Source organism: Halobacillus litoralis (assembly GCF_020524085.2).
GTDB lineage: Bacteria > Bacillota > Bacilli > Bacillales > Halobacillaceae > Halobacillus > Halobacillus litoralis_E.
The window spans coordinates 1,797,298-1,814,852 of record NZ_CP129016.1 but is presented as its reverse complement, the minus strand read 5'-3'; the positions used below and the strand labels follow the sequence as shown (position 1 = coordinate 1,814,852).

At 45.4% G+C, this 17,555-nt stretch carries 15 protein-coding genes; 2 read left to right on the top strand and 13 right to left on the bottom strand.

The features are described 5' to 3' along the window. Positions 1–124 precede the first annotated feature (124 nt). Positions 125–3,328 carry a DEAD/DEAH box helicase gene (locus LC065_RS09080; protein WP_226592017.1) on the top strand — a complete coding sequence of 1,068 codons (3,204 nt, stop codon included), beginning with the start codon at positions 125–127 and terminating at the stop codon, positions 3,326–3,328. A 90-nt stretch (positions 3,329–3,418) separates the two neighbouring features. Here the strand turns inward: LC065_RS09080 and LC065_RS09075 are convergent, their stop codons facing one another. Both LC065_RS09075 and LC065_RS09070 read right to left on the bottom strand, forming a co-directional pair. Continuing rightward, entirely contained in the window at positions 3,419–4,366 is a 948-nt protein-coding gene (locus LC065_RS09075) for a COX15/CtaA family protein (protein WP_306163914.1), read from the bottom strand. A gap of 103 nt (positions 4,367–4,469) precedes the next feature. Continuing rightward, positions 4,470–5,030 carry a zinc dependent phospholipase C family protein gene (locus LC065_RS09070; protein WP_226592021.1) on the bottom strand — a complete coding sequence of 187 codons (561 nt, stop codon included), beginning with the start codon at positions 5,028–5,030 and terminating at the stop codon, positions 4,470–4,472. Between the two features lie 77 nt (positions 5,031–5,107). On the opposite strand from LC065_RS09070, the gene LC065_RS09065 reads away from it, so the two are divergent. After that, positions 5,108–5,686, top strand: a complete 579-nt coding sequence (locus tag LC065_RS09065) for a haloacid dehalogenase type II (RefSeq protein ID WP_306163913.1) — start codon at positions 5,108–5,110, stop codon at positions 5,684–5,686. A 113-nt stretch (positions 5,687–5,799) separates the two neighbouring features. Here LC065_RS09065 and LC065_RS09060 read toward each other — a convergent pair whose 3' ends face one another. The 11 genes from LC065_RS09060 to prfB all read right to left on the bottom strand — a co-directional run bounded on the left by LC065_RS09060 (position 5,800) and on the right by prfB (position 17,536). Continuing rightward, on the bottom strand, positions 5,800–7,863 hold the full coding sequence (locus LC065_RS09060) for a sensor domain-containing diguanylate cyclase (protein WP_226592025.1): 2,064 nt from the start codon (positions 7,861–7,863) through the stop codon (positions 5,800–5,802). Positions 7,864–8,016: 153 nt separating this feature from the next. Further along, on the bottom strand, positions 8,017–8,856 hold the full coding sequence (locus LC065_RS09055; RefSeq protein ID WP_226592027.1) for an ABC transporter ATP-binding protein: 840 nt from the start codon (positions 8,854–8,856) through the stop codon (positions 8,017–8,019). Positions 8,857–9,130: 274 nt separating this feature from the next. Beyond that, positions 9,131–9,787, bottom strand: a complete 657-nt coding sequence (locus LC065_RS09050) for an AraC family transcriptional regulator (RefSeq protein ID WP_226592029.1) — start codon at positions 9,785–9,787, stop codon at positions 9,131–9,133. A gap of 79 nt (positions 9,788–9,866) precedes the next feature. Then, on the bottom strand, positions 9,867–10,616 hold the full coding sequence (locus LC065_RS09045) for a PDZ domain-containing protein (protein WP_306163912.1): 750 nt from the start codon (positions 10,614–10,616) through the stop codon (positions 9,867–9,869). 27 nt (positions 10,617–10,643) lie between these two features. Beyond that, complete coding sequence (locus tag LC065_RS09040; protein WP_306163911.1) at positions 10,644–11,054, bottom strand: hypothetical protein; 411 nt, start codon at positions 11,052–11,054, stop codon at positions 10,644–10,646. Between the two features lie 110 nt (positions 11,055–11,164). Next, positions 11,165–12,664, bottom strand: a complete 1,500-nt coding sequence (locus LC065_RS09035; RefSeq protein WP_306163910.1) for a S41 family peptidase — start codon at positions 12,662–12,664, stop codon at positions 11,165–11,167. Between the two features lie 329 nt (positions 12,665–12,993). Then, the gene (gene ftsE, locus LC065_RS09030; RefSeq protein WP_226592034.1) at positions 12,994–13,680 is read right to left on the bottom strand and encodes a cell division ATP-binding protein FtsE; all 687 of its coding nucleotides are present in this window, start codon (positions 13,678–13,680) and stop codon (positions 12,994–12,996) included. Positions 13,681–13,921: 241 nt separating this feature from the next. Then, the gene (locus LC065_RS09025) at positions 13,922–14,332 is read right to left on the bottom strand and encodes a c-type cytochrome (protein ID WP_226592036.1); all 411 of its coding nucleotides are present in this window, start codon (positions 14,330–14,332) and stop codon (positions 13,922–13,924) included. A 51-nt stretch (positions 14,333–14,383) separates the two neighbouring features. Further along, a complete protein-coding gene (locus LC065_RS09020) occupies positions 14,384–15,223 on the bottom strand; it encodes a YitT family protein (protein WP_371933450.1) in 840 nt (279 codons plus the stop codon). Between the two features lie 225 nt (positions 15,224–15,448). Then, a complete protein-coding gene (gene galU, locus LC065_RS09015; RefSeq protein ID WP_146816962.1) occupies positions 15,449–16,330 on the bottom strand; it encodes a UTP--glucose-1-phosphate uridylyltransferase GalU in 882 nt (293 codons plus the stop codon). 101 nt (positions 16,331–16,431) lie between these two features. Beyond that, positions 16,432–17,536 (bottom strand): peptide chain release factor 2 gene (gene prfB, locus LC065_RS09010; RefSeq protein ID WP_226592038.1). Its coding sequence is split into 2 segments (ribosomal slippage): positions 16,432–17,463 and positions 17,465–17,536, totalling 1,104 coding nucleotides; the frame shifts between segments, so codons are not numbered across the junction. Between the last annotated feature and the right edge of the window lie 19 nt (positions 17,537–17,555).

Below are 17,555 nucleotides of genomic sequence, written 5' to 3'. Positions count from 1 at the left end.
TGGTGTGCCAGGTCATCCAGATTCTGGATGACCTGGTCATACAATTCTTCCTAAATTCCTCTCATTCTCTTTAGGTGTTCAAACCTGTTATAATGGGATAAAAACGATAGTAAGGATGCCAGTTATGCAGAGTTACTTATTACAACCGAACGATATAAAGAAAATTACTGGTCAGGCTTTTTACACACGTGGAAAGCAATATTTCGACCGTGGAAAAGTGTACGGCCTTTCTCATAATAGTGCGATTCGTTCATGGCGGGCAGTCGTTGCAGGTACGCACGACTATGAAGTCCGTGTTTTCTTTTTTGAGGACGAAGATGTCGAAGCAACGTGTGAATGTGCCGCGTATTCCACCTATTACACTTGCAAACATATTGCGGCTGTCCTGATCGCCATCCGTGAAAAAACGTTAGAAGATCTGGCGCCGAAACTAGCAGAAAAAGGGCGGAAATCACAATCCGGTTTGACGAACCAGGACCGGATGTTTGCGGTCAGCTTGTTCGAGGCTTTCAGGCAGCGGCAGGAAAATCGCGGAGCCCAGGATTTGAAGAAACCTCTTCAAATCCATTATTACCTCCACCTCCAATCGATTCTCGGTTCTAAAAGTCTCGGATTGGAAATGAAGCTCGGTGAAAATTATCCCTATGTGATTAAAAACATTCGTGATTTGCTTGACCATATACGTAAAGATCAGGCGTACCGCATTACAAAAAAGTTCACATACGATCCGGCAGAACACTCCTTTTCTGCTGATGACAAGGAAATTTTAAGACTTTTACAGCTTGCGTATGAACAAGAGCAGTTTTATGAGCAACAGTGGAATTCAGCCGAACCGAAAGTATTAAAAATCACTCCAACTCTTGCTACTCAACTGCTCCCTCTTTTAGAAAAGCAGCAGGCAGAGGTCATGGAGCGTGGGGAAAACGTGGGACTTGTTCGTTTCGAAGAAGAGTTTCCGAATCTTTCTTTTTATGTTTCGGAAGAACGAGGTCACTTTCATATGCACATGAACCATTTGAAAGATTACGATTATCTTTCGGATTACCACCTTCTCTATAAAAAAGGAAGCTTTTATCCTGTCGATAATCAGAAGGAAGAGGTTCTTCAAACGCTTTACACCATCCTTCCTTACAATTCAAATGGCAACCACACGGTAAGCCATCATGATATGGAAGGGATTGTATCCTATGTTCTTCCTGAACTTGAGACCATCGCAGATGTACAGCTTGATCGATCCGCACAAGAAAAAATTGTGCAGGAGTCGCTCGTCGCTAAGGCCTACTTGGATTTTCAACAGTGGACACTCACGATTGATGTGAAGTTTCAATATGGTGATTTAACAATCGATCCGTTCAATGAGCAGCCATTGAGCAATCAAACGATTGTAAGACGGGATCGACAGACAGAACAGGAAATCATGCAGATCATTGAGCTTGCCGAATTCAAGTTTGATGGAGAGATGGTCTACATTGAAGACGAGGACAAACTGGATCAATTCCTTTATCATTACCTGCCTAAGTTGAAAGAGCACAGTGACGTCTACCTTTCTTCTTCCGTCCGTTCCCTTGTAGAAGATCGACCACTCGAACTGAAGACATCGGTTGAACTTGAGAGCGACGGCAATTGGCTGGATATTAATTTCACCATCGATGGCATTAGTGATGACGATGTGACCGAAGCTCTAAAAGCCGTCATTGAACGGAAAAAGTATTACCGTTTATCTGATGGTGCACTCATGGCGTTAACGAGTGAATCCTTTGACCGTTTTCAAAAGCTTGTTGATGATCTGGACTTGAGCACGAAAGATTTAGAGAACAACCACTTCCAAGTATCTACTGCACGTAGCCTGCAGGTGGAAGATGCCCTGAATCCGAATGAAGCAGAAAGAAACCAGCTTTTCCAAGAGCTTGTCGATCGATTGAAATCACCTCAATCCTTTGAAATCGATCCTCCAGAAGGTCTGCAGGCGGATTTACGGCCATACCAATTGACCGGCTTTCGCTGGATGAAGATGCTCAGCCATTACGGTTTAGGCGGCGTGCTCGCTGACGATATGGGGTTAGGGAAAACCATCCAAACGATCACCTTTTTGTTAGATGAAAAGATAAAAGGGAACATGACAGACCCTGCCATCATCATCGCTCCTGCCTCACTCGTCTACAATTGGAAAAAGGAGATTGAAAAATTCGCACCCCAATTGTCGGTGCAGATTTTGACTGGGGACCCAATGGCAAGACAAGAAGCGCTGAACGAAGCAGCAGATAAAGATATATGGATTACATCGTATCCATTGCTCAGACAGGATATCACTTCTTATGAAGAGCAAAAGTTTCACGCGATGGTCCTTGATGAATCACAAGCGATTAAAAATGAAACGACGAAAACAGCTGTAGCTGTTCGTTCGATTAAATCAAGACATCGTTTTGCCTTAAGTGGTACTCCAATTGAGAATTCCCTGCAGGAACTATGGTCACTGTTCCGTACAATCATGCCAGGATTTTTCACGAGCAAGAAAAAGTTTTTGCAATTGAAACCGGAAAAAATCTCTCTGATGACGCGTCCGTTCATTTTACGTCGGATGAAAACAGAAGTGCTCGATGAGCTGCCGGATAAGATTGATACCGTCCAATATTCAGAGCTGACGCGGGAACAGAAAGAGGTCTACCTCGCCTACTTGGAGCGGATTCAAAACGATATCCAAGAGACAATTGCCACCAAAGGCATTCAGCGAGGCAAGCTCGAGATTCTGGCGGGACTTACTAGACTGCGGCAAATTTGCTGCCACCCCGGATTGTTCCTTGAAAACTATGAAGGGCAGTCCGGAAAGCTTGAACAGTTGAAAGAACTGACCCGTGAGCTGAAAGAAAGCGGACACAGACTGTTGATCTTTTCTCAATTTTCGAGCATGCTGACCAAGATGCACGATGAACTGGCCAAAGATGGATTACAGGCCTTTTATTTAGATGGCAGTACAAAAACAGAAAAACGAATGGAAATGGTTGAAGCTTTTAATGAAGGAGAAAAAGATGCGTTCTTCATCTCCTTAAAAGCAGGAGGTACAGGTCTGAACCTCACAGGCGCGGACACCGTTATCCTCTACGACCTCTGGTGGAACCCGGCCATTGAAGAGCAGGCGGCCGGCCGTGCCCACCGCATCGGTCAAGAAAAAGTCGTACAGGTCATCCGGATGATATCCGAAGGTACGATCGAAGAGCGCATTTATCAACTCCAACAAAAGAAACGCGACCTCGTCGATCAAATCATCCAACCTGGAGAATCCATGCTTACTTCCCTAAGTGAAGAAGAAATCAAACAACTCTTTCAATAAAGAGCCGTTCCCAAACGGCTCTTTTTCTTTTTTAAAGTTTTAATTGGCATTTTCTGTATGACCCGGTCTGGAACAAAGTTCAAGACCGGGTCATACAGAAATTTCCATCCCCATCCAAAAAGGAAGCTGCCGAGATATGGCAGCTTCCTTTTTTATGCTTTCATTGTTTTCTTTTGCAGTTTGAACCAGTATCCTCCGAGGATGCAGGCTCCGATGACCATCGTCACCGTTGAAATGAGCATGTGCATCGATGAAGCGAGAACAACATTGCCTGTAACGACAATAATGAATCCTACCACTGCATTCAGCAGAAGAGAGATTAAATAGGCCCAACAACGTGATGTGATATTTGAACCTTGAAGCATAGATCACGAACCAAATCGCTGCGACAATGACCACAAAGGTGGCGACCCAGTGTAAAGAATACACGGCATTCGCAACAGATTCACTTGTGATCAAGTACTCCATCGCTGGAATGTCCATCATGACATTGCTCGCGCGGCTGTGTTTAAAGAAGGCACCGAGAATCACCTGGGCAATGTAGGCAATATACCCGATCAGAAAAGCCCGGTAACTCATCGATACCGATGCCCAGCTCGTCCGGTTCAGCTCGATCTTCTTCTCATGCAGACTATAACTCAACAACACGAGTACGATTAACAGCAGCTGACTGAACGTAACGTCGAACGTCGTAAACCCTGGTGGTGTACCGAGAAGGACGTTCAATCCACCAACAATGGACTGAAAGACAAGCAGTGCCAAACTTAGAATAGCTAAAATAAATACAGATTTGTTTTTGCGGTATTTATAGATCGCACCTAGAGCATTGAGGCCGGTTAACATGATAAGCAATGGGACCATCAAACGGTGTGAATACTCTATAATGACGTGATAGTCCGTAATATCAGGGAAAATCTTCCCATTACAGACCGGCCACGTCGTCCCACACGCATCCCCTGAATTTGTCGCAACGACCAGGTTTCCGAGGATCAACGCGAGAAACGTAACGAACGTTGTTAGAATTGAAAATTTCTTCATCGTCTTACCCTTTCTCTATCTATGATCATGGTGTCATGAATATTGTTTGTTTCCTAAGTAAATCATATCATGAATTTTAGATGATAGAGAAAGGAAAGCGCCGTCATGAGTCATGAACTTTTTGTGAACGGCGTTTCTTCCTTAATTTACTAATGAGCAAATAGAGAAGAGAAACCGCAATCAGCAGGGTATTGATCATAGAAAAAATGTTCGCATAATGGTCATCGTCCCAGTAGGAAACTGGGCTTTTAAACGTATAGCTGCTTACCGGATAAAACATAGGAACCGCATCATCATGGTGGGTAAGAATATCAAGAACCACATGCCCAAGCCACCCATAGGAAAAAGCGGTCCACTTCGAGAGCCCTCTTCCTTTCCAAATCAGAACAATAACAAAAAAGATTCCCCACACAAACAAGGAATGACCCGCATGACGCAGGATAAAAACGACAGGATGCTCAAACAGATCATGGACTAAACGAAATAAAGACCGCATCGGTTCTATATCGTTCACCACCTGCCAAGCCTGTCTTCGTACACTTAAATAAATGAACATGACATAATACACAATATCCGGTGAAAGGCTCCCAAAAATAAACCAACCGGTGTACCTTTGTTTTCTTGTTGCAAAAAATGTCCAGTAGCCATGGTGCAGTGTATTCATTTTGTTCTCCTCCCCTAACTTCTTGTTTACCCCTAATCACCAAGGGGAACCTAATTCATGGAAAGGAGTCTGAACTTATGACATATAAAGCCTATGTTTTCGATGCGTATGGAACGTTGTTCGACGTTCATAGCGTCATGAAAAAGATTCATCAATTTTTCCCTGATCAAGGTCCCAAGGTAAGCGAGGAGTGGCGCAGCCGGCAGGTTCACTATTTTCTCGTCCGCCAGTTGATCCAAGGATACAAGCCATTCACCGACATTACCAGATGGGCGCTTTTAGATGCCCTTGCTTATAGTGATGTGGATGTGAAACCGGATGTTGTGGAAGACCTGATGCACGAATATGAACAACTTCAACCTTACGATGAGGTCCCTTCATTAAAACAGAACCATCAAGACAAGACATTCACCATTTTTTCAAACGGGACGCGTTCCATGCTTGAGCCCCTTTTAGAAAATAATCAACTGAAAGAAGACTTTGACTTACTCAGCGCTGATGACGTTGAGGTCTACAAGCCTCACCCGAATGCCTACAGCTACGCCCACGAAAAGTTAGGGTTTGAAAAAGAAGAGATTCTCTTCTTTTCGAGTAATCCCCTGGGACATTACGGGCGCAGCTTCTTACGGCTTCCATACGGCCTGGGTGAACCGTAAACAGCAAAAGTGGCCGGAACTTGGAATCAACCCGACACACATCATCCGTAACCTCAATGAAATCCCAGAATAGAAAAGACGGAGTCCCCTGGGGGCTCCGTCTTTTATCGAGGTTACTCGTATAAACGCACCTGATTTTTTCCGTCTCGCTTTCCTTTGTAAAGAGCCTTATCGGCTGACCTGAATAAGTCATCCAAAGTTCGTCCATCTTCCGGATAACAGGCCACACCAATAGAGAAAGAGGAACGGATTTCCTCGCCTTTGACGAAATAAGGTTCTCTCAATTTCTCAAGCGCACGCATGGAGACTTCATAGATTTGATCCCGATCCGCGATGTCCTCCAAAAGAATCGCAAATTCATCCCCACCAATCCGTCCGACAGAATCTCCCGAACGGATGCATTCTTTCATCCGCTTCCCGACATTGCATAGAAATTCATCTCCAACTTCATGACCGTATTCATCATTGATATACTTGAAGCCATCACCATCTAAATAAAGGAGAGCGAATGATTCACCGGACCGTTCAGCCTTTGCGATCGCCTGCTCGACGCGGTCTTCAAAAAGCCTCCGGTTCGGCAAGTCCGTCAAATAATCGTAAAAAGCAAAACGCTCAAGCTTCTCTTCATAATTTTTTTGTTCGGATATATCTCGTGCTACGATGACGAAATGGCTGACCTGATGCTGTTCACTGACCACCGGCGTTCCTCTGCATTCAAACCAGACAGGTTCTCCATTCTGACTTTTCAATGTCAAGGAAACCGTAAACGCTTCTTTGCTCTCTTCACTCCATTTAAATGCATAGGAAAGGTTAGTTAAATCCTCAGGCTCGAGCTGCTGCAGTAGTTCTTCTGAAGACATCTCATGCGGGGCACGGCCTAAGAATTTCTCTTGTGAGGGAGATGCGTAAACCAGCTCTCCCATTGGTGAGAAAACAGAGATCAAATCATTAGAATGATCCGCAATCAGCCGGAACTTCTCCTCACTCTGCCTTAAAGCTTCATGAGCCCTCTCTTGTTCCGTCCGATCCTCAAGAATCGCATAAATTCCTTCTTTCTGACCTTCATTAATAATCGGAACGAGAGAGACTCGTAGAATACGCTCTTCTCCATCCATCCAAAAACTTGTTTCAAACCGGGTACCTTTTTGGAAAAAGGATTCTAAGAGCTGCTTCCTTAACCAGCCTCTCTGTTCTGCCGGCACCCACTCGATGATCGACGTTTGCACCAGGGCATCTTCCTCGGTTTCCAAAAGACGCAGCGTCGCTGTGTTCGCTTTCTTAATCAGTCCCTCGAACGTCAGCGTCAAGATTGGCTGTGGGTTATGTTTGAACAACGATCGATAGCGGGACCTGCTTGCTTCCAACTTCCGCTGGGCGGCCTTATCGTTCGAAATATCTCTAACAATTGAACTGATGCCGATCGTTTCGCCGTCTTCATTCTGAATCGGAGAAATGCTGATTGAAACATCCACAAGCCCTCCATCTTTTCTTTGGCGGACCGTTTCATATCGGGCGATCGCTCTTTCCTTTCCTTTACGGACAAGCTCCTGGGCTTCTTCTCTTCGGTTCGAAGGGACAAAAGGGAGCGAAGACGTCTGCATTTCTTCTTTCGTGTAGCCGTAAAGTTCTTCTATAGCACGGTTCGCTTCTAAAATATTACCCGCTGTATCGACAATTAAAATCGCATCGGTTGTATCCTTCATTAAGGAGCGATACATCGCATTGATCCGGCTGAGGTCACGCTCTTTTTCAATCACTTCTGTAATGTTCCGCGTAATCGCTACAATGTGGGTGACTTCTCCCGCCTCGTTCATCGTCGGGGTAAGCACGGAATGCCCTCTGAAAAGTGTTCCATTAATGATGATTTCATCTTCGTACGTGAGGGCTTCTTTTTTCTTAACAACCGTTTGATAGGCTTCAATTAAATCTTCCGCTTGTGATTCACCCAAAAGATCCTCTATGTATTTGCCTTCCCATCCCGCTCCTTTAATTGGAGAATGGTTTTTGGCAGATTCATTCATATATACATATCTAAATCGTCTCTCACCGACGACTTCCATAAAAAAGATATAGTCGGATATTCCATCCATAAGCATATGTAACAAGTGTTCATGAGGAATGCGTTCAGCAATCCCTGCTATGATTCCCTGATCCATCCATTCTTTCACTCGTTCCATGGATTATCCCCTCAATCATATAATCGTATTTACACATGTATACCATGTTATCATGTTTGGTTCCTGCTTCTCTATGTATCTTTCTACCAAAAAGTCAGAAATCCTTTCCAAATATATAAAAAAGCAATGTGCAGCGCACATTGCTTTTGAGAGTTATACCGTTTGTTTTTGTTGAGTCTGAGCTTCCGCCTGCGCTTGCTTGATCAAACAGCGTCCTTTTCCATGCGGAATGCACATCGGAGTACCGAAAAGAGGATCCTCCCTGACATCACAAAGCATTTCAAATACGTGGTGCATCATATCGCAAGTCACGACATCTTCAGGCTTCCCTTGTGCGAAGACCGTTTTATCTTTCACTGCAATAATATGATCCGCATAACGGCAGGCCAGGTTAATATCATGAAGCACCATGACTACCGTACGTCCATTATCCTGATTCAAATCGAAGAGCAAATCAAGAATATCAATCTGGTGCGTCATATCTAAATAAGTGGTCGGTTCATCCAATAGAAGAATATCGGTATCCTGAGCCAGAGTCATCGCAATCCAGGCACGTTGACGCTGCCCGCCGGATAGAGAATCGACCGTCCTGTCTTTCAACTCCATCAAGTTCGTATCTTCAAGCGCACGCGTGACAGCTTTCTCATCTTCGTCCGACCAGCGTTTTGCGAACCCTTGATAAGGATAACGGCCTTGCTTTACAAGCTGATAGACGCTGAGACCTTCAGGAGTTGTCGGGCTTTGTGGAAGAATCGCCATCTTCTTCGCCACATCTTTCGTACGCATCTTGGAAATATCCGCGCTATCCAGCACAACTTCTCCTGATTTTGGACGCAATAAACGAGCCATCGAACGAAGCAAAGTAGACTTACCGCAACCGTTTCCACCGATGAGAACAGTGACTTTGCCTTTCGGGATCGTAATATCCAATGAATCTATGATGATGGAATCTCCATAGCCAAGAGTTAAATTATTCGCCAACAGGGTATCCATAATCTGACCTCTCCTTTATGTCTCACGAAATCTATCGCTGTTGGAGCTACACGAAAAATCACGAAATCTATATATTTTCTCTACTTTCTAGTTTATGGGCTCGGTTCCACTCTGTCAATGAATTTGAGAATCATTTTCATCACTGGGCTGTGAAAAGTGTATGCATCGCACTAGGAAATGAGAACTTCTCCCTCGGGTAGAAGCACTTTCCGAAAATAACGAGCGACCCTTTCAGTAAATACTTTCTATGAATACGACGAAGTGATCTTTCTCTTCACAACTCAGAAGCTCTTACACTCCTGACCAACTGCATATATTGAACATCGCCCAGTCCATATTTTTGAAAAGTTTCAATCATCAACGATACAAGCTGCTCCTCCGATAAAACAGGGTGATGTTTGATGAATGTTACCAGTTCATTATCAAGCCCCTTGTAATGCAAATACAATTCAATGCCCTTTTTTAGTGGAGGGAGAAGAACTTCAGAAGGATGAGCCCGGTTTATAAGAACTTGTTTATACATGGCACGGTAACCAGCTACATGAAGCTGATATGAGGCGAGAGGTTCGAACTGTTGTGTCGTTAAACATAGCTCAATTTTCCCTTCGTAACCGATTTGCTCCAGCCATGCCAGTAAGGTGAGAAGATTGATTTGGCAGAACATATCTTCATCAAACCATAGCTGGAGGTGATCTCGTCCTTCACGGAAGACAGCCTCCAGTTTTTCTACAGTGATCCGCCTGTAGTCATCTTCAGAAACTCCATGCGTCACAGCCCTTGTTTTTATAAATTCTTCAGAGAAGATGGTTTCACAAGTTTCACCGGCACACATCGCTTCATTGAAAGGAATCATATGCTCCCCTTCGAAAAGTCCCTGGCTTTTAAAGGCCTTATTCATTTCTTCACCATTTAGAATATGTAGCTTCTGCATGGATTCTCCCCCTCCAAAAAGTAGAACGGTTATCTTCCAAAACCTTAGCCGAGAAGATAACCGTTCCGATACCATTTATTTAGAAAAAGCCCACCGACTCTTCATGGGTGGCAGGTTCCACGAAAACAAGTCCGAGTTCGTAGTGTTCATCTTCATACATCGCCCGCTGCACGTAGCGGTTTTCTCCCCATTCATCACGCACTTCCATTTTCGTAAACGCTCCTGAATTTTGCAGCGCTTCATAAAATTGATTCTCCGTTCGTACAGGAATCGCATTCACTCGTTCAATGACCTCCCCTGGTGTGAGTCCCATTTGATCGGCAGGGCTCCTAGGTATGACACCAAGAATCCGAATGCCTTTTTTCGCAGAAGAAAAGAACGGGGTTTTCTCTTCACGCATCCGGTGCAGAACGAAGATCCATTCACGACCAATCAATCCGATCATCACAGCTGCCAGGGACAACACACCTATGAAAAAGCTCCCGACAGCAAGCCCTAGGACGATGATCGACAACAGAAAGACGTGCCTTCCCATCGTCTTTGCTGCGACGACAGGAGACTGACCGCGAGCTTTCCATTCCCATCCGATAACAAAAGGAATAAGAATCAGCCCGTATGTTTCTCCACCAAGCGGAATCATTGGCCACCACGCGGCAAACGGTTCAATCATACCCCCTGGGAACAACGCTAGAAACGGAACGACCGTCATTCTTCTGGAACGATGCTGACCGATCCACATTCCCCGCGTCCCTTTCAATCGTTCGGGATATGTATGAGCAGCTGTCGTGCGCAGCATCAGGATCGATTCGGTTAATAAAAGAACGGCCATCACAACCGCAAGTGTATGGAGAGGCGTTTACTGGAGTACTTCCACCCATTCGTGACTACGCACAGAATCAGGTAGATACGGAACAACCAGCAGGACCAGGTAACTCAACCCCAGCGTATAAGCAGAGGAATACCAGCTCAGACGGCCAGTCAAACTGATGATCAGTAAAATACCGGATAGGAGAAGAAGCAACGGATAACTGAATACCATTCCTCCACCAACCGCCATCACGGATAATATAAAGCCACTGATGAGTGCCGTTCCCCACGTTCCTTTCCATTCGGTGAAACGATCAAAGATTCGTGTGCCGAAAGCCGCTCGTTCCTCTTTCACTCGTTTTCCAGATACGATGAAGATCATCGCTAAAGTTATGTATAAAAATGGGAGGGAGAACATCATCCCAAGCCCTTTTGCAAATTCCATCAACCAAACGTCCAACATGATTCTCCTTTCAAGTCGTGTCGCTCTCTGTTGTCTATACCTATTAACGAAAAAATCCGCAGTCGCAGACTACGGATATAATTCGTCATCCAGCGGCAAATTCCTGCTTATTGAAACAAGACCTCGACCGCTTTTTGCATTTGTTTGTCGTTTTTCTCATCTCTGACTTCTTTTATTATCGCTTCTTCAAGCTTGCCACCGGTCGTCTCGTCCACAACGCCAGTCGCTTCAAGCCCCGCTTCTTCCTGAAATGCTTGGACTGCTGCTTCTGTATCTTTGCTGTAGTATCCATCTGTACGGTCAGGATCATGACCTAGACCTTTCAGCATGATTTGGATGTTTTTCACTTTCTCATCATTGTCATTGTATTGAAGCGACTCTTCTACTTCCACTGGATTCGTGTAAAAGTATTCCGGTTGTTTCACTTTCACCGTAGGTTCGATCCCTTTTTCGTGAATCCAGTTGCCGTCAGGAGTCAACCACTTGAACAAGGTCAGCTTGATTGTACTGCCGTCGCCCATCGGTAACGCCTGTTGAACGGTTCCTTTACCGAAGCTCTTCGTTCCGACAAGATCATAACCGCCCGCTTCCTGCATGGTCGCAGCTAAGATTTCAGAAGCGGATGCACTTCCTTCGTCCATCAAGACGGTGATTGGATACGGCTTTTTCTCCTCATTTTCAGAGAAATAACGCGTTTTCTCACCTTTACGGTCTTCTACCCGGACAATCGGCTTATCTTTCGGAATGAACTCTTTCAGAATCTCCTGAACGTCTGTAAACAACCCACCAGGGTTTCCACGGACATCAATGACAAGCCCGTCCATCCCATCCTTTTCAAGCTTCTCTAATGCTTCGTGGAATTCATCCGAAGTCTTTTCTGAGAAAGAAGTAATTTCGATAACCCCGGCTTTTTTACCATTGATCTCCTTCGTATCTGTGTAAACCGTTTCTAATGGAATATCATCACGGGTGATATCGATGTTCAGTGGTTCACTGACCCTAGGCCGGTCGATTTGGAGCGTCACTTCCGTCCCCTTTTCCCCGCGGATCTTCAGAACGGCTTCATAAAGGTCAAGACCTTCGACACTGTCGCCATCCACCTTCAAAATTTGATCGTTCGGCTTCAAGCCTGCTTCTTCCGCAGGTGAGCCTTTAATGGGCGCGACAATCGTCACCTTATCATTGACCATACTCACTTCCGCGCCGATTCCCTGGAAAGAGGATTCAATCGTCTGGTTGAACTGCTCCATCGTTTCAGGGTCCATATACACACTGTATGGATCCTCGAGCGTATCGAGCATCCCCTGAATCGCCCCTTCAACAAGGGTGTTTTTATCTACTTCTTTTACATAATTTTCTTGAATCGTACTGAATGCCTGTTCCACCTTTTTCAAATCGGTGTTCCCGGACATATTTTGTATGAATGCCTTTTGTTCCTCTTCGGACAGACTCCCAAAGTTCTCCGCATCTTTATCTGCATACTGTTCGGATTGTGCTTGTTCGTTCGTGTCGTCAGCGAAGTATTCTATTCCTATGTACGAGCCTGCCGCTCCAAATAGGACCGCTAGCGCCATCAACAGCGCAACGTAGCGCGGTTTTATATTCATCGCATTCACCCTTCTATTTTGGATTTCATGTTGCCTCTATACTAGCAAAAAAGCTCCTTCAACGTAAATCAACGATTGTTCTATGAGTTAACATATGCCAGAAATGACTATAGCATGTCCATTTCATTATAGGACATCCCCACCTATCTATCTACCTGTAATTGGATCAGAAACGAGAATCGTAGAAATTCGCGCCTGGCACCGCTTCGCTTCCTTTTGGTGTCAGGAGCCTTTCTAGTGCCTCGCAACAAAAGGAGAAGTGCAAGTGCCACCCTTCACCAAAAAACAAAGAAAAAGACCGTCCCCTAACTGAGACAGTCTTCACGCACTTACATTTCGTATCCATATTCTCCGTTGCTCTGGTCACGGACGACCATGCCGTCTTCAATCGCGATGACACGCTTACGGATCGTGTTGACAATTTCCTGGCTGTGGGTCGCCATTAATACGGTTGTCCCTGCCGTATTGATTTCCTCAAGGATGTGCATGATCTCCCACGATGTTTCTGGATCGAGGTTACCTGTCGGCTCATCAGCGATCAGTACTTTCGGATGGTTCACAATCGCGCGGGCAATCGATACACGCTGCTGCTCTCCTCCAGAAAGCTCATCCGGAAGGAAACGTGCTTTGTTTTTCAAACGAACTTGATCAAGCACGTCCATCACACGGCGGCGGATGTTTTGTGGATTTTCTTCAATAACTTCTAGTGCAAATGCCACGTTCTCATAAACGGTCAGCGTCGGCAATAGACGGAAATCCTGATAAACGACACCAATCTGACGGCGCAGCATCGGAATGCGACGCTGTTTCATTGTGGATGTGTCCATATCATTCACAAGAACCGTTCCAGTCGTCGGCTTTTCTTCTCTGTAGATCAGCTTCGTAAATGTTGATTTACCAGCCCCACTCGGCCCTACGACATAAACGAACTCTCCCTGGTCGATTTGGATATCCAATCCATTCAAAGCCGTGACACCATTCGGATATGTTTTATATACTCCTTGCATTTTAATCATGTAAAATCACCTGTATCTCTCATAATGTTAAGTCAGTTGTCTTCTCTCTTGTCTACAAACACATTTATTATAACATTAATTTTCGGTTTATTTAGACATGAAATTATTACATTTGTTTTTCATAGGAGGGGTATACCGGTAAACACCCTTTCAATATAAAGGATGCCTAGATATTAAAGAAGTTGATTGAGAAGGATACAAAAAAAGCCTGGTGACGTCACCAGGCTTTTTCACTAGAAGCTTATTCCATTGTCGTAAGCCAGCTTGCTACCAGTTGAGCATCGTCATCAGATACTTGACCTTGAGCTGGCATGCCGCCCTTACCATTTTTAATGAAGCCAACGATCTCTTCTGCAGAATACTTGGAACCCACTTCAGTAAGAGATGGTCCCATTCCTCCGCCAAGTTCACCGCCGTGGCAGCTGGCACAGTTGTTCTGGTACACTTCTTCTGCGGCCGCTGTGTCAACAGCCTCGCCGTCACCACTGTCTGACGTTCCTTCGTCTGTGCCTTCGCCGGAATCTTCACCCGTTTGTTCTTCTGTCGTTTCATCGTTCGCGCTGTCATCCGTCGTTCCTTCGTCTCCGCCGCCCCCACAGGCACTCAAGACGAGGATCAGCCCTAAAAATAAAGCAGATAATAGTTTTTTCATTCCTGTATCCCCTCTCGTATTTTGATGAGATATAGAGATATTATAACCGAGTCACGACGTTTTGAAACCCTCTCCAAGCACTTCAGTGGCGTTCATAGCGACGACAAATGCCCCCGGGTCAACTGTCTTTACGGTTTGTGTCAATTTGATGAATTCATTCTGCTGGACGACACACATGACGACCCGGCGTTCCCGATCCGTGTAACCACCAGCTCCACTTAATACGGTTACCCCACGATCGATTTGTTCAAAAATAGCAGAACGCACTTCATCGACGTCCTCTGTAATGATCATTACGTTTTTCGAAGTGTTCAATCCCACTTGGACAAAATCGATGGTCCGACTGGTCGCAAATAACCCGATCAGCGCATACAATCCTTCTTCGAGTGAGAAGACAATCGCCGATGTCAGGACAATCATTCCGTCCAATAAAGCAACACTGATGCCGAGTGGTAAGTGTGTGAATTTGTGCAGGACTTGAGCGGCTAAGTCGATCCCGCCTGTCGATGCCCGTCCTCTAAAAACAATGCCAAGGCCGAGACCGACGCCCATTCCACCGAATATGGCTCCAAGCAACGGATTCGGTGTTGCCGGCGCCATGTCACTCGTCATCAAGACGAAGAGCGGCAGGGTCACGGTGCCGACGAATGACTTGAGACCGAAGTTTTTTCCTAATATGGCCACGCCCATGATGAACAGTGGAATATTCAATACCCACTGGACGACGCCAGGCTCCCAGCCGAACACGCCTTTCGTGATCGTACTGACACCTGCTACTCCTCCAGAGGCGATGTTATTCGGTAATAAAAATAAATTGAAGGCTAAAGCTACAAAAAATGACCCAAGAATGACCAGGCCGTAATCCATTGTTTGTCTGAGTGCCGGTGGCATCGGCTCCCGTCGATATTTTTTTGCCATCATCATCATGCTGTTCGACTCTCCCTATGTATCGTTCTCCCTAAACCGTAAGGAGTATAACACTAGGGCATTCTCCTGTAAATGAGAGTAGAATAACGTGTTAACACGGTAAAGGAGCAAGACTTCGTATTCCTATTAGTTTTCGTTTCCTCTGCACTTCTATACAAAAAGCGGCGAGTCTAAGACCCGCCGCTTCTTTTAGGAATTCATCGATTCTTGTTTTTCCATAATTTCAGCTAATAGAGCAAGGACATCGTCCCGCATGTTTTCCCGTTCCATTGCAATGGCAAGGGTCGTTTTGATAAAGCCGAGCTGATCGCCGACATCGAATCGCTCGCCTTCAAACTCATACCCGTACACAGGCTGATCTAGGTTCAGACGCTCAATAGCATCTGTCAATTGAATCTCTCCACCTCTACCTTCTTCCTGAGTAGCAAGTAGATCCATGATTTCCGGTGCAAAAACATAACGGCCAATGATCGCCAAGTTCGACGGTGCTTCTCCGACGGCTGGCTTTTCTACAAAATGCTTCACTTGATAGCGTCGCCCCTCTTGTTTTTCAGGCGCAATGATTCCGTAGCGATCGGTTTCATCCTCCGGCACTTGTTTGACACCGATGACTGACGATTGCGTTTCTTCATATTGGTCAATCAACTGCTTCAGGCAAGGTTCATCCGAACGAACGATATCATCTCCAAGCAGGACGGCAAAAGGTTCGTCCCCGATAAACTTGCGTGCACACCAGACGGCATGTCCAAGTCCTTTCGGTTCTTTTTGGCGAATATAATGAATGTCAACTTCAGCAGATTGCTGAACTTCCTCAAGGAGATCAAGCTTTCCTTTTTTATAAAGATTATCCTCAAGTTCAAACGCATGATCAAAGTGATCCTCAATCGCACGTTTCCCTTTTCCTGTTACGATGATAATATCCTCGATTCCGGATTGAATCGCTTCTTCCACGATATATTGAATCGTCGGTTTATCCACGACCGGAAGCATTTCTTTCGGCATTGCTTTTGTAGCGGGTAGAAAACGTGTGCCGAGTCCAGCTGCAGGAATAATCGCTTTTTTCACCTTCATTCTTTATTCGCCCCTTTGTATGTAAGATAACTTCATAGTAGCAAAAATAGTGAATACTGAACAGAAAAAAAGACCCCCACCATCGTGAGAGTCTTCCCGTATTAACCATCCATTTTAGAGCGGAGGTAAGAGTTGATGAATTTATCAAGGTCACCATCCATGACGCCTTGCGTGTTTCCGACCTCTTCATTCGTACGGTGGTCTTTGACCATGGAATAAGGGTGGAATACGTAAGAACGGATTTGGCTTCCCCATCCGATTTCTTTTTGCTCGCCGCGGATATCATCAAGCTGCTGCTGTTGGCGCTCGATCTCCAGCTGGTAAAGCTTCGCCTTCAACATTTTCATCGCTTGTTCACGGTTCTTAATCTGAGAACGCTCAGACTGACACGTCACGACTGTATTCGTCGGCAAGTGCGTGATACGAACGGCAGAGTCTGTCGTGTTGACGTGCTGTCCACCGGCACCACTGGAACGATACGTATCGATCTTCAAGTCTTCTGTCCGAACATCAATCTCGATCTCATCGTTAAACTCTGGCATCACTTCACACGATACGAAGGACGTGTGACGACGACCTGAAGAATCGAAAGGAGAAATCCGGACAAGACGGTGCACCCCTTTTTCCGCTTTCAAATAGCCGTAGGCGTTGTGCCCTTTAATGAGCAGGGTCACACTTTTCACACCTGCTTCATCTCCTGGGAGGTAGTCCATCGTCGAAACAGAAAAACCTTTCTTCTCAGCCCAGCGCGTGTACATGCGAAGAAGCATGCTTGCCCAGTCCTGGGATTCGGTACCACCAGCACCCGGGTGAAGCTCAAGAATCGCGTTGTTCTTGTCGTATGGCTCACTCAAGAGAATGTTCAGTTCGAATTGGTCAAGGTCCTTCTTCAGCTGCTGCACTTCCTGTTCAAGATCTTCACGCAGTTCTTCATCGTCTTCTTCTTTAACAAGCTCATAAGAAACTTCCAGGTTCTCATGCGTTTCTTCATGCTCTTCAAGCGTATGGACCAACCCTTTCAGTCCATTCACCTCGTCAATGACTTTCTGCGCCGTATTCTGGTCATCCCAGAAACCTGGCTCTGTCATTTGTTCTTCTAGTTCTGCAATACGGGTTTTTCTTTGATCGACGTCAAAGAGACCCCCTGAAGTCCGCTAATCGCTTAGCTGTATTATCCAATGCATGGCGGATTTCTGCCATATCCATATCCATCACTCCTATATGA